Origin of the sequence: Nocardia africana NBRC 100379, assembly GCF_001612635.1 — a bacterium.
Classification (GTDB): Bacteria; Actinomycetota; Actinomycetes; order Mycobacteriales; family Mycobacteriaceae; genus Nocardia; species Nocardia africana.
The window spans coordinates 143,511-156,473 of the sequence record NZ_BDAV01000005.1 but is presented as its reverse complement, the minus strand read 5'-3'; the positions used below and the strand labels follow the sequence as shown (position 1 = coordinate 156,473).

Sequence of the window (12,963 nt, the reverse complement as noted above, 5' to 3'; positions counted from 1 at the left end):
AAGGGAGAACGGATGCGCAAGCTCACCTACTTCGTGGCCTCGACCATCGACGGCTACATCGCCACCTCGGACGGATCGGTCGACTTCTTCCCGGTCGGCGGTGACCACGGCCCCGCCATCACCGCGCAGTATCCGGAGACGTTACCGACCAAGATCCGCGAATCGCTCGGGATCGACAGCCCCGGCGAAACTTTCGACACCGTGCTCATGGGCCGGAAAACCCACGATTTCGGTGTACGGACCGGCACGTCGAGCCCGTATTCACATCTGCGGCAGTTCGTCGTGTCGACCACCCTGCCTGCCGATCCGGATGCGGACGTCGAGCTGATCTCCTCCGACCCGCTCGGGCGCGTGCGCGGACTCAAGCAGGAGAAGGGAGCGGGTATCTGGTTGTGCGGCGGCGGCGAGCTGGCGCAGGCGCTGCTGCCGGAGATCGACCAGATCTTCCTGAAGTTGTATCCGATCGTGCTCGGGCACGGGCGGCCGCTGTTCGGCGCGGGACCGAGGCTGCCGGAGCCGGCGCTGTTCCGGGTACTCACGAGCCGGGTGTTCGAGGACGGGGTGGCGTTCATCAAATACAACCGGATGCCCTAGTGGGCGGGCAGGTTCCGGATCCGGTGGCCGCGCTGCGCGAGATCGCGTTCTGGATGGAACGCGATCGCGCGCAAACCCATCGGGTCAAGGCCTACCGGCGGGCGGCCGATGTGGTGGCCGAGCTGCCGGATGCCGATTTCGAGCGTTATCGCGAATCCGGTGCCTGGCAGGAACTTTCGGGTATCGGGCCGAAGACCGCGGCGGTGATCCAACAGGCCTGTGCCGGCGCCGTGCCGCAGCGGCTGGCCGAATTGCGTTCCGCCGCAAAGCCGATCGCGCCCGCCGGCGGTGCGGTCCGCGCGCTGCTGCGGGGGGATCTGCACACCCACTCGGACTGGTCCGACGGCGGCAGTCCGATCGAGGAGATGATGCGCACCGCGCAGGCGCTGGGCCACGACTACTGCGCGCTGACCGACCATTCCCCGCGGTTGACAGTCGCCAACGGCCTGTCCGCGGAGCGGCTGCGCCGCCAGCTGGACGTGGTCGCCGAACTCAACGAGCGGCTCGCGCCGTTTCGCATCCTCACCGGCATCGAGGTCGACATCCTCGACGACGGCACCCTCGACCAGGAGGCGGAGCTGCTCGCCCGCCTGGATATCGTTGTGGCCAGCGTGCATTCGAATCTGCGTGCCGACTCGGAGACCATGACCAAGCGCATGGTGTACGCGGTCGCGAATCCGAACGTCGACGTGCTCGGCCACTGCACCGGACGATTGGTCGCCGGGAATCGCGGCATCCGGCCGGAATCGTCGTTCGACGCCGAACTCGTCTTCGAGGCCTGCCGCCGCTACGGGACGGCCGTGGAAATCAACAGCCGTCCCGAACGTCTCGATCCGCCGAGCCGGCTGCTGCGCCTGGCCGTGGAGATGGGCTGCTATTTCAGCATCGATACCGACGCGCACGCCCCGGGGCAGCTGGATTGGCAGGGCTACGGCTGCGAACGTGCCGCGGCGAACGAGGTCCCGGCCGATCGCATCATCAACAGCCTGCCACTGAGTGAACTCCTGGCGTTCACCGCGCGGTGATACCTCGCGGCGAACCGGGGCCCGCTCAGAGGATCGCGAACGCGACGACCATGCCGATCGCCAGATGCGCGGCGGCCACCAGCAGCGACTGAATGTGGTACGTGGACGATTTCAGCAGATCGCCGATGTGCAGGCCGATCAGCCATTCGAGCAGCCGGATGGAGATCACCTGCGCGATGATGCCGACGAGCCCGTAGATCCCGGTGGCGATCAGGCCCTCGGTGAGCCGGCCGCCGGAGGAGTAGATCGCCAGCACCACGATCAACGCCATACTCACCATGCCCGCGGAGGCGATGACGACCGCGTTCGGATTACCGGCGGCGACCATCTTGCGCAGCGGTCCGGGCGTGGAACTGTCGATGGCCTGGAAACCGATCAGCATCAGGGCCAGACCCAGCACCGCGTACAGCGCGATCGCGCCGACGCCGTGCCCGACGGAGCTCCAATACCCTGATTCGAGCGCGAGGGGGGACGACACAAATTCCTCCGGTGATGTCGATCGAGTCGCTGAATGCTACTTGGTCGGAATGCGATGCGGAACGAAGGTGGAGCCGTCGTCGGTGATCAGGCCGGGGGATTCGCGGATGCCGAGACCGGCCGAGGTGTCGCCCACAATCCAGGCGCCGAGCACCGGACGCAGGCCGTCGAAATCCGGAAGCGGATCGAGGAGTTGGTAGACGAACCCTTCCTCGCCGTAGACGCCGCCGGTCGAGGTTTCCATCCCCGCGCCGACGATGGTCATATTGGCGCCCTCGCGGCCCAGCTTCGGCTTGCGGATGTACTCGGTGAGTTCGTGCGGATCGTCGAGATAGGCCGGCAGCAGATTCGGGTGCCCGGGATACATCTCCCACAGCACCGCCAGCAGCGCCTTGTTGGAAAGCAGTGTCTTCCACAGAGGTTCGACCCAGGCGGTCTCGGGGATGGAGTCCACCACGCGCTTGCCGAAATCGTCGTCGAGCGCCCACTCCCACGGATACAGCTTGAAGATCGAACCGATCGGCGCCTCGGCAAGATCGACGAAACGCTCCAGCTCGGTATCGAAACCGATCTCCTCGATCGGCAGCGCGATGGTGTCGAAACCGGCCTCGGCGGCGGTCTCCTGCATATACGCGGTGGTCACGTTGTCCTCGCCGGAAGCGTCGGCCGAGGACCAGGTGAAGTGCAGCTGGTTGGTGGGCAGCTGGTCGAGCAGCTCGCCCCAGCGCTCGACCAGGCGCTCGTGCAGCGAATTCCACTGGTCGTCGTCGGGGTAGACGTCGGTGAGCCAGTGCCACTGGACGATGGCCGCCTCCAGCAGCGAGGTCGGCGTATCGGCGTTGTACTCCAGCAGTTTCGCCGGGCCGCGGCCGTCGTAGCGCAGATCGAAACGCCCGTAGACGTACGGGTCGCTACGCTGCCACGACTTCTTGATCGGCTCCCAGCTCCATTCGGGCAGACCGAAATCGGCGAAGCGTTCGGTGAGCACGATCTGCTCGACCGCGTGCAGGCACATCGAATGCAGGACCTCGACCTGGGCCTCGAGCGCGAGAATTTCATCGAGATCGAATTCGTAGTGCACCGATTCGTCCCAGTACGGGCGCGACTGTCCGTTCGCGTCGCGGCCGGGTGAGCCGAATACCAGCCCTTGATCGGCGATGATCTTCTGCCAGCCGGTACGTTGCCGGTTGCGCATCCGACGCATCTAGGAGCCTCCACTGGTGGAACCGGATTTACTGCCGAGACCGCCACGGACGACGGTCCCGCTCTTGGTGCTGACGGTGGCCTTCTTCGGCTCGACCGTGCTGCCGCCGACGGGCGCGCGCCCGACGGCGTTGTTGCCGCCGTAGTAGTAGCGGTACTGATGGCCGTTGTAGAGGAATATGCCGGGCCCGAGGCCGCCGCCACCGTAATAGCCGCTGGACGTGGTGTAGGACTGGGCGCGCACACAGTCGTCGTCGGGAACGACCTGCTGCCGGCCGTTGTCGTCGGTGATGCAGTACGCGGTCACATTCGCCGGCCGGTGCGCGGCCTGGTAGGCGAGATATCCGGTGCCGACCACCGCGGCGATGCCGGCCACCGCCACGCCGCCGATGAGCAGCCGTTTGCGCTTGCGCCGCTTGGCTTCCGCGGCCTCGGCCGCGGCCCGCTCAGCCTCCTCGGCGCGTTTGCGGGCCTTGTCGCGTGCCCGAGCCTCGGCCACCGTCGGCGGGCGGGGCTGGGTGACGCCGGCCTCCTGCCGCTGCATACTGCCGCGCATGCGCCGGGGCTTGGATTCGCCTGCGGCGTCGGGATTCTCGCCCTCGGACCCGGTCGAGCCGCCGACGTCGATACCGAAAGCATTGTCGGACAGCGGGTTCGGAACCCCCGGAGTGCCGAGGCCGGGAATCGGTGCGGTCGGCTCCTGGAATCCGGGCAGGATCGGTGCCCCCGGCAGCGTCGGCGCGGTCCGCGGATTCGGGAGTGTGGGGTCCGGTTCTCCCAGGCGCTTGGCCGGTTCCGCCTCGGATGCGACGCTCTCACGCTCGCCACCGGGCTCTGCGCCGGAACGCACTGTCGGATCCGATGCGCCGATGTCCTTCGACTCGCCGGATTCCGCGCCGGCACCGGTGTTGTCTTCCCCCGTCGACGGGGTGTCGCGGGGGTCGTGCGAATCCCGATCCCCGGGTCCGCCCCCCGGCTCATGTGTTGCCAACGATCGACTCCTGTATCCCCGCCGCTACCGTTCCTCGAAGCCTGTGATTCCGCCGAGGGCGGCGCCCCAGTTTTCCACAACCAGGTCGACTCGACCAGGAGTGTCACCCGACCGCAACAATGCCAGCAAACGCTCGCACGCTGGTCGCGGACCCTCGGCTATCACGTGCACGCGCCCGTCCCGGGTGTTGCGTGCGTGGCCCACCAAACCGAGCTCCAGCGCCCGCGCCCGCGTCCACCAGCGGAACCCGACGCCCTGAACCAGGCCGTGCACCCACGCGCTGAGCCGGACGGGTTCGGGGCTCACGAGTCGATCTTGTCGATCTGGAACGTCAGGTTCACCGTGGTGCCCGCCTTCAACGTCCGTCCCACCGTGCACACCTTGTCGATGGCGCGCTGCACGGTGACCAGCAGGCGCTGGCGACCGGCCTCGTCGAGTTCGGACAGGTCCAGCTCGACGACCTCCTTCAGTTCCGGATACACCTCGTTCTCGCGGTCGGCGTCGCCGGAAACGCGGATCGTGGTGTCGTAGTTCTCGCCGAGCCGGTTGGACAGCGGGAAATCCGAACTCATTCCGGTGCAGGCGGCCAGGGCGATCTTCAGCAGCTCACCGGGGGTGAAGACGCCCTCGACGCCGTCGGAGCCGATGAGTACCTCGGCCCCGCGCGAGCTGCGCCCGGTGTAGCGGCGAGTGCCGGTCCGCTCCACCCACAATTCGGTCACCGGCTTCGGCGCCTTGGTCTGCGGGGCGGGCGCGACGGTCGCGGGCTGCGCAGTGGCGGCGGTGGGTGCGGCGGAGTTGGCGGTCTGTTCGGACATACCGTCGATCCTGCCATCGCGCCCGGCGTATCCGCACCGCACACCGGTTTTCACCACGGCGTGTGCGGGCGGCTGTGTCCGATATCACCGGTTCTGCCCGACCGGCCGTGGGCCGGTCAGGCCTGGAATCGGTACCCCATGCCGGCCTCGGTGAGCAGGTGTTTCGGCTGGGACGGATCGTCTTCGAGCTTGCGCCGCAACTGCGCCAGATATACCCGCAAATAATGGGTTTCGGTCGCGTACGCCGGCCCCCACACCTCGCGCAGCAGTTCCCGGCGGCCCACCAGCTTGCCCTGATTGCGCACCAGCATTTCCAGCACACCCCATTCGGTGGGGGTGAGGTGGACGTCGCGGCCGCCGCGAATGACCTTCTTCGCCGCGAGATCGACGGTGAACGAGGACGTTTCCACGATGGGCGCCGACTCCTCGGCGGCCGAGGCGGAACGCCGCACCGCGGCCCGCAGGCGGGCCAGTAGTTCGTCCATGCCGAACGGCTTGGTGACGTAGTCGTCGGCTCCGGTGTCGAGGGCCTGCACCTTGTCCGAGGAATCGGTGCGGGCGGACAGCACGATCACCGGCATCGAACTCCAGCCGCGAATTCCGGCGAGCACCTCGACACCGTCGATATCGGGCAGGCCGAGATCCAGCACGACCACATCGGGATGTTTCTCCGCGGCCGCCCGCAGGGCCGCCGCGCCGGTGGCGGCGGTGATCACCTCGTAGCCGCGCACCGACAGGTTGATCCGCAGTGCGCGCAGGATCTGCGGTTCGTCGTCGACGACCAGGACCCGGGTCGCGGCCGGTGGTCGTTCGGCCGATGTCACGACGCCTCCTGTGTGTTGCGGGACACCCGCGCCCGGTCGGCGTCGCGCGCGGGCTGCGCAGTGTTGCTCACGACGCCTCCTGTACTTCACTGGCCGGCAGCTCGACCACCATGGTCAGACCACCTCCCGGCGTCGGCTCGGCGTGCACGGTGCCGCCCATCGCCTCGACGAATCCGCGGACCACCGACAGGCCCAGGCCCACACCGGTCGAATTGTCGCGGTCGCCCAGTCGTTGGAACGGCTCGAACATCTGGTCCTCGAGTCCGGTCGGAACGCCCGGACCGTAGTCGACCACTGTGATGGATACCCGGTCGCCGTCGCGTTCGGCGCCAACCCGCACCGGTGTGTCGGGGACCGCCGTCCCGGGCGGTGCCGAGTAGCGCAGCGCGTTGTCGATCAGATTGGCCAGCACCCGTTCCAGCAGGCCGCTGTCGGCGTAGACCGACACCTCGCCGACCTCGACCTTCACCCGGTCCATCGCCGCCTGCCGCACACCGCGGGTGCCCATACCGACGCCGACGACCGCGCGGTTGACCACCTCTTCCAGGTAGACCTGTTTGAGGTTGGGCTCCACGGCGCCGGCCGCGAGCCGCGAGGAGTCGAGCAGATTGCCGACCAGCGCGGTGAGCTGATCGGTGGATTCCTCGATGGCTTCCAGCAATTCGGCGGTATCGGCAGGGGAGAACTGCACGTCCTCACTGCGCAGGCTCGACACCGCCGCCTTCGCCGCGGCCAGCGGCGTGCGCAGGTCGTGGCTGACCGCCGACAGCAGCGCGCGGCGCAGCCGGTCGGCCGCCATCACACCGGCCGCCGCCTGGGCCTGATCGGCGAGTTCGCGCTGGCGCACCAGCCCGGCCGCCTGCCCGGCGACCGCGGCGAGCACCCGGCGGTCACCGGGTGTCAGCGCGCGCCCGCTGAGCAGCAGCCAATGTTCCTCGTCGCCGGCCCCGATCGCGGTATCGGCGGCGCCGGGAGTGCGCGCCGGATCGTCACCGACGCAGGCGATCACTTCCGCGTCGCTGACGAAACTCACCGCCCGCTGACGGTAGATCTCGCGGGCGCGCTCGAGCAGATCGGGCAGGTCGGCGCCGTGCAGGATCGCGCCGGCGAACAGGGTCAGCAACTCGGCTTCGCGGGAGGCGGTGCGTGCCTCGCGGGTGCGATTGGCCGAGATGTCGACCAGCGCCGCCACCGCCACCGCGACCCCCGCCATCACGACGATGGTGAGGAAATTATTGGGTTCGGCGATGGTGAGACTGTGGCGTGGGGTGGTGAAGAACCAGTTCAGCAGCAGCCCGCCCAGCACCGCCGACAGCGCGGCCGGGGCGACACCGCCGAGCAGGGCGACCGCGATCACGCCGATGAAGTACATCGCGCTCTCGCCGGCCAGATCGAGTCGCGAATCGAGCCACAGATAGCAGACCAGGGTGATCAGGGTGGGCACCACCAGCGCGGCCAGCCACGACGCGGTCGGCCGCTGCCGCCGCAGCAGCGCCGACCAGCGCGGGCCCCGTTGCGCCTCCTCGTGGGTGACCATGTGGACGTCGATCGTCCCCGACCGCTGCACCACGGTCGCGCCGATGCCCTGATCGAGAATCCGTGCCCAGCGCGAGCGCCGGGAGGTGCCTACCACCAGCTGGGTCGCGTTGACCTGCCGGGCGAAATCCAGCAGGGCGTTGGGGACGTTCTCGCCGGTCACCGTGTGCAGGCTGGAACCGAGTCCGGCGGCGAGCTCGCGCAACCGGTGCAGCCGTTGCGCCGACACTCCGGCCAGTCCGTCGCCGCGTACCACGTGCACGACGATCAACTCGGCGCTGGATTTGGTGGCGATGCGGCTCGCGCGGCGCACGATCGTCTCCGATTCCGGCCCGCCGGTCACCGCGACGACCACGCGTTCGCGCGCCTCCCAGGTGGCGGTGATCTTGTGGTCGGCACGGTATTTGGCCAGCGCGGCGTCGACCTGGTCGGCCAGCCACAACAGGGCCAGTTCGCGCAGCGCGGTGAGATTGCCGGGCCGGAAGTAGTTGCGCAGCGCCGCGTCGACCTTCTCGGCGGTGTAGACGTTGCCGTGGGAAAGTCTGCGCCGCAACGCCTCCGGCGTGATGTCGACCAGTTCGACCTGATCGGCGCCGCGCACCACCCAATCCGGCACGGTTTCGCGTTGCACCACGCCGGTGATCTGCTCGACCACGTCGTTGAGGCTGTCCAGATGCTGAACGTTGACCGTGGAGACGACATCGATACCGGCGTCGAGCAGTTCGTGGACGTCCTGCCAGCGCTTCTCGTTCTTCGATCCCGGCACGTTCGTATGCGCGAGTTCGTCGACCAGGGCCACGGCCGGCGCTCGGCGCAGCACCGCGTCGAGATCCAGTTCGGGCATGGTCGTGCCGCGGTAGGTGCGCATCGCCGGCGGTATGCGCTCGATGCCCTCGAGCAGTTCCGCGGTCTTGCTGCGGCCGTGGGTCTCCACCACCGCGGCGACCACGTCGCGGCCACGGCTTATTCGCCGATGTGCCTCGCCGAGCATCGCGTAGGTCTTTCCCACGCCGGGCGCGGCCCCGAGGTAGATGCGTAGTTGTCCGCGCTTCACAGGTCCATCATCGCGCGATTCGGACGACGTGGACGGTGCGAAACCCGGACGACCCGAGTGGTGCGCCCGCCGGCGACGCGCAGACCCAGCGCGCAGCTGACGAAGACGATGATCACCATCGCCGCGACCGCGAAATCCGGCACTGTCTTCTCCTCACGACCCGGTGATTGCCGCTGTGCCCGTCGACTGGGCGAACCGGACAACACACTGTGCACCGCCACGGCCGGTCGTTTGCCGATCTTGACACTTTCTTGACGGGGCCGGTGCTGACTTTGACGCCGCGTTCGCGGACGCTGGAGGGACGTAAGCACCTCGTCAAAGCCGTCGTCCGCGCCGCTAAGAAGCCGTCAAGGCCGTCGAAAACGGACCGTTCGAGACGCTTGACTTTCTGGCGGCGCATCCGCTCCGGATGCCGTCAACAGAGAGGTTTGCACTTATGTCTGTCGCGGTGTTCACCGTCGTGACCGTGGCGATCTTCGCCCTGCTCGGCCTGCTCCAACGAGGGGTGGAACGGCTGTGATCGAGAACATCGTCGGTCTGATCCTGGCGCTCGGCGTCGCCGTCTACATGGTTGCGGCGCTGCTGTTCCCGGAAAGGTTCTAGGTGAGCACAACCACTGCCGGGGTCGTCTTCGTGGCGACCCTGATCATCGCGCTCGCCGCGGTCTACGTACCGCTCGGCGACTACATGTATCGGGTGTATTCCGGGACGAAACACTCGAGGGTCGAACGGATCGTCTATCGAGCCGTCGGCGTCCATCCGGGGGTGGAACAGACGTGGGGCGTCTACGCCCGCAGCGTGCTGGCCTTCTCCGCGGTCGGTGTACTGGCGCTGTTCTTTCTCCAGCTGATCCAGGGACATTTGCCGTTGCACCTGCATCAGCCCGGCACGGAAATGACCGCGGCGCTGGCGTGGAACACAGCGATCAGTTTCGTCACCAACACCAATTGGCAGAACTACGCCGGTGAATCCACCCAGGGACATCTGGTTCAGATGGCCGGCCTCGCGGTGCAGAACTTCCTCTCGGCCGCTGTCGGGATGGCGGTGGCGGTCGCGCTGGTGCGTGGGTTCGCTCGCCGCCACACCGGTGATCTCGGAAATTTCTGGGTCGATCTGGTGCGCGGCACGCTGCGAATCCTGCTGCCGATCGCTTTCGTTTTCGCGATCGTGCTGATCGCCGGCGGTGCGATCCAGAACTTTCATCTGCACGATCAGGTGGCGCAGACGGTGTCCGGGGCGCCGCAGACAATCCCGGGGGGACCGGTCGCCTCCCAAGAGGTCATCAAGGTGCTGGGCACCAACGGCGGCGGGTTCTTCAATGTGAACTCCGCACACCCGTTCGAGAATCCGACGACCTGGACCAACTGGATCCAGATTTTCCTGATCCTGCTGATCGCGTTCTCGCTGCCGCGGACCTTCGGCCGCATGGTGGGCAGCAACCGACAGGGATATGCGATCGCTTCGGTGATGGGTGTCCTCGCGCTGATCAGCGTGACGCTGACCAACTTCCTGCAGTTGCGCCACCACGGCACCGTTCCGACGGCGGTCGGATCCGCGCTGGAGGGAGTCGAAACACGTTTCGGCGTCGCCGATTCCGCGACCTTCGCGGCCTCGAGCACCCTGACCTCTACCGGCGCCGTCGATTCCGCCCACGATTCCTACACCAGCCTCGGCGGCATGATGACCATGGTCAACATGCAGCTGGGTGAGGTCGCGCCCGGTGGTGTCGGATCGGGCCTGTACGGCATGTTGATCCTGGCGGTGATCACCGTCTTCGTCGCCGGGCTGATGGTCGGGCGTACACCCGAATATCTCGGCAAGAAGATCACGCCGCGCGAAATCAAGTTCGCCGCATCGTATTTCCTCGTCACTCCACTGATCGCACTGGTGGGCACCGCGATCGCGATGGCGTTGCCGGGCGAGCGTGCGGCCATGGCGAATTCGGGCCCGCACGGCCTGTCGGAGGTGCTCTACGCCTTCACCTCGGCCGCCAACAACAACGGCTCGGCCTTCGCCGGGCTCAGCGGCAACACCGTCTGGTGGAATACCGCCCTCGGCCTGGCGATGGTGTTCGGCCGATTCGTTCCCATCGTTCTCGTTCTCGCGCTGGCCGGATCGCTGGCCCACCAGGGGCATACGCCGGAATCGATCGGCACGTTGCCGACGCATCGGCCGCAGTTCGTCGGCATGGTCGCCGGCGTGACGCTGATCCTGGTCGCCCTGACCTTCCTGCCCATGCTGGCGCTCGGGCCGCTCGCCGAAGGAATCCACTGACATGACCGCTCCGACAACCGATTCCGTGGCCGCCCCGCACGGCGGAAAACCGTCCTCGCGCCGGGTCACCCGCGGCATGTTCGATCCCGTGATGCTCGCGCGGTCGCTGCCCGAGGCCCTGCGCAAACTGGATCCACGCACGCTGTGGCGCAATCCGGTGATGCTGATCGTGGAGATCGGCGCGATGTGGTCCACGATCCTCGCCGTCGCCCATCCCACGGTCTTCGCCTGGTCGATCGTGGTGTGGCTGTGGCTGACGGTGATCTTCGCGAACCTGGCCGAGGCCGTCGCGGAGGGCCGCGGTAAGGCGCAAGCCGATACGTTGCGAAAAGCCAAGACCGACACCGTCGCCCGGCGATTGGTGAACTGGCATCCGGGCGCCGACTCGCCGCTCGAGGAGCGGGTTCCCGCACCCGAACTGCGGCGCGGCGACCATGTGGTGGTCGAGGCCGGGCAGGTGGTTCCGGGCGACGGCGACGTCGTGGAGGGCATCGCCTCGGTCGACGAATCGGCGATCACCGGCGAATCCGCGCCGGTGATCCGCGAATCCGGCGGCGACCGGTCGGCGGTCACCGGCGGTACTACGGTGCTGTCGGACCGCATCGTCGTGAAGATCACCCAGGAACCGGGCGGCAGCTTCATCGACAAGATGATCGCGCTCGTCGAGGGCGCCAGCAGGCAGAAGACGCCCAACGAGATCGCATTGAACATCCTGCTCGCGAGCTTGACGATCATTTTCGTTTTCGCCGTGGTCACGCTGCAACCGCCGGCGATCTTCTCGAAGGTGAACAACCCGGGAGTCGGTGACACCGCCGCACTGGATATCAACGGGGTGACCGGCATCGTCATGGTGTCGTTGCTCGTCTGCCTGATCCCGACGACAATCGGCGCGCTGCTGTCGGCGATCGGCATCGCGGGGATGGACCGGCTCGTCCAGCGCAATGTCCTGGCGATGTCGGGCCGCGCGGTCGAGGCCGCCGGCGATGTGAACACACTGCTGCTCGACAAGACCGGCACCATCACCCTCGGCAACCGGCAGGCATCGAGTTTCGTCGCCATGCCGGGGGTGACCGAGGACGAGATGGCCGACGCCGCACAGCTTTCCAGCCTCGCCGACGAAACACCCGAGGGACGCTCGATCGTGGTCTTCGCGAAGTCCGCCTACGGCAAGCGCGAACGCACTCCGGGTGAACTCGCGGGTGCGCACTGGGTGGAATTCACCGCCCAGACGCGGATGTCCGGGGTGGATCTGCGTGACGGGCATCAGCTGCGCAAGGGTGCGGCCAGCGCGGTCACGGAATGGGTTCGCGCGCACGGTGGTGCGGTGCCGGACGAGGTGGGCCGGACCGTGGACGGCATCTCGGCCTCCGGTGGCACACCGCTGGTGGTCGGCGAGCTGCTCGATGGGCGGGCCCGGCTGCTCGGTGTGGTCCATCTGAAGGATGTGGTGAAACAGGGCATGCGGGAACGCTTCGACGAGATGCGCCGCATGGGAATTCGCACGGTGATGATCACCGGCGACAATCCCCTCACCGCCAAGGCGATCGCCGACGAGGCCGGAGTCGACGACTTCCTGGCCGAGGCCACTCCCGAGGACAAGCTGGCGCTGATCAAGAGCGAGCAGGCCGGCGGACGTCTGGTCGCCATGACCGGCGACGGCACCAACGACGCCCCGGCGCTGGCGCAGGCCGACGTCGGCGTCGCGATGAACACCGGAACGTCGGCGGCCAAGGAAGCCGGCAACATGGTCGATCTGGATTCGGATCCGACCAAACTGATCGAGATCGTCGAGATCGGCAAACAGTTGCTGATCACCCGGGGTGCGCTGACGACCTTCTCCATCGCCAACGACATCGCCAAGTACTTCGCGATCATTCCCGCGCTGTTCGTGGCGTTGTTCCCCGGTTTGGACGTGCTCAACGTGATGCGGTTGCACAGTCCCCAGTCGGCGATCCTGTCGGCGGTGATCTTCAACGCGGTCGTCATCGTGGCGCTGATCCCGCTGGCTCTGCGCGGCGTCGACTATCGCCCGTCGAGTGCGTCGAAACTGCTCAGCCGCAACCTCGCCATCTACGGGGCGGGCGGGATCGTCGCCCCGTTCATCGGCATCAAACTCATCGACCTTGTCGTCCGATTCCTGCCGGGGATGTCCTGATATGCCTTCCTT

General features: G+C 67.3%; 13 protein-coding genes. 5 read left to right on the top strand and 8 right to left on the bottom strand.

The window, feature by feature from the left end; all coding sequences use genetic code 11:
- Positions 1-12: 12 nt before the first annotated feature.
- Together NA3_RS05910 and NA3_RS05905 are read left to right on the top strand one after the other, a co-directional pair.
- Positions 13-594 (top strand): dihydrofolate reductase family protein, encoded by a 582-nt coding sequence (locus NA3_RS05910; RefSeq protein ID WP_062962900.1) that lies wholly within the window; start codon positions 13-15, stop codon positions 592-594.
- Positions 594-1,619 carry a PHP domain-containing protein gene (locus NA3_RS05905; protein WP_084491256.1) on the top strand — a complete coding sequence of 342 codons (1,026 nt, stop codon included), beginning with the start codon at positions 594-596 and terminating at the stop codon, positions 1,617-1,619. Before NA3_RS05910 ends, NA3_RS05905 begins: the two co-directional genes overlap by 1 nt.
- Positions 1,620-1,644: 25 nt before the next feature.
- Here the strand turns inward: NA3_RS05905 and NA3_RS05900 are convergent, their stop codons facing one another.
- From NA3_RS05900 to NA3_RS05865, 8 genes are all read right to left on the bottom strand, one after another.
- Positions 1,645-2,097 carry a DUF350 domain-containing protein gene (locus NA3_RS05900; protein ID WP_062962522.1) on the bottom strand — a complete coding sequence of 151 codons (453 nt, stop codon included), beginning with the start codon at positions 2,095-2,097 and terminating at the stop codon, positions 1,645-1,647.
- Between the two features lie 36 nt (positions 2,098-2,133).
- Positions 2,134-3,300: a glutathionylspermidine synthase family protein gene (locus tag NA3_RS05895; protein WP_062962521.1), complete on the bottom strand. Its 1,167-nt coding sequence runs from the start codon at positions 3,298-3,300 to the stop codon at positions 2,134-2,136.
- Positions 3,301-4,290: a hypothetical protein gene (locus NA3_RS38440; protein WP_227995005.1), complete on the bottom strand. Its 990-nt coding sequence runs from the start codon at positions 4,288-4,290 to the stop codon at positions 3,301-3,303.
- A gap of 24 nt (positions 4,291-4,314) precedes the next feature.
- Positions 4,315-4,596, bottom strand: coding sequence for an acylphosphatase (locus tag NA3_RS05885; RefSeq protein WP_062962520.1), 282 nt, complete (start codon positions 4,594-4,596; stop codon positions 4,315-4,317).
- A complete protein-coding gene (locus NA3_RS05880) occupies positions 4,593-5,108 on the bottom strand; it encodes an OsmC family protein (protein WP_084491340.1) in 516 nt (171 codons plus the stop codon). Before NA3_RS05880 ends, NA3_RS05885 begins: the two co-directional genes overlap by 4 nt.
- A gap of 116 nt (positions 5,109-5,224) precedes the next feature.
- Positions 5,225-5,932 carry a response regulator gene (locus NA3_RS05875; protein WP_062962519.1) on the bottom strand — a complete coding sequence of 236 codons (708 nt, stop codon included), beginning with the start codon at positions 5,930-5,932 and terminating at the stop codon, positions 5,225-5,227.
- A 67-nt stretch (positions 5,933-5,999) separates the two neighbouring features.
- The gene (locus NA3_RS05870) at positions 6,000-8,522 is read right to left on the bottom strand and encodes a DUF4118 domain-containing protein (protein ID WP_062962518.1); all 2,523 of its coding nucleotides are present in this window, start codon (positions 8,520-8,522) and stop codon (positions 6,000-6,002) included.
- On the bottom strand, positions 8,519-8,665 hold the full coding sequence (locus NA3_RS05865; protein ID WP_157126528.1) for a hypothetical protein: 147 nt from the start codon (positions 8,663-8,665) through the stop codon (positions 8,519-8,521). Before NA3_RS05865 ends, NA3_RS05870 begins: the two co-directional genes overlap by 4 nt.
- Before the next feature lie 373 nt (positions 8,666-9,038).
- Here NA3_RS05865 and kdpF point away from each other — a divergent pair, with 373 nt between their 5' ends.
- Genes kdpF through kdpB form a run of 3 tightly spaced genes read left to right on the top strand, consistent with a single transcriptional unit; the run spans position 9,039 to position 12,951 of the window.
- Positions 9,039-9,125 (top strand): K(+)-transporting ATPase subunit F, encoded by an 87-nt coding sequence (gene kdpF / locus NA3_RS38435; RefSeq protein WP_128145776.1) that lies wholly within the window; start codon positions 9,039-9,041, stop codon positions 9,123-9,125.
- Positions 9,126-10,796, top strand: a complete 1,671-nt coding sequence (kdpA, locus tag NA3_RS05855) for a potassium-transporting ATPase subunit KdpA (protein WP_062962516.1) — start codon at positions 9,126-9,128, stop codon at positions 10,794-10,796.
- Position 10,797: 1 nt separating this feature from the next.
- A complete protein-coding gene (kdpB, locus tag NA3_RS05850; protein WP_062962515.1) occupies positions 10,798-12,951 on the top strand; it encodes a potassium-transporting ATPase subunit KdpB in 2,154 nt (717 codons plus the stop codon).
- Positions 12,952-12,963: the final 12 nt, after the last annotated feature.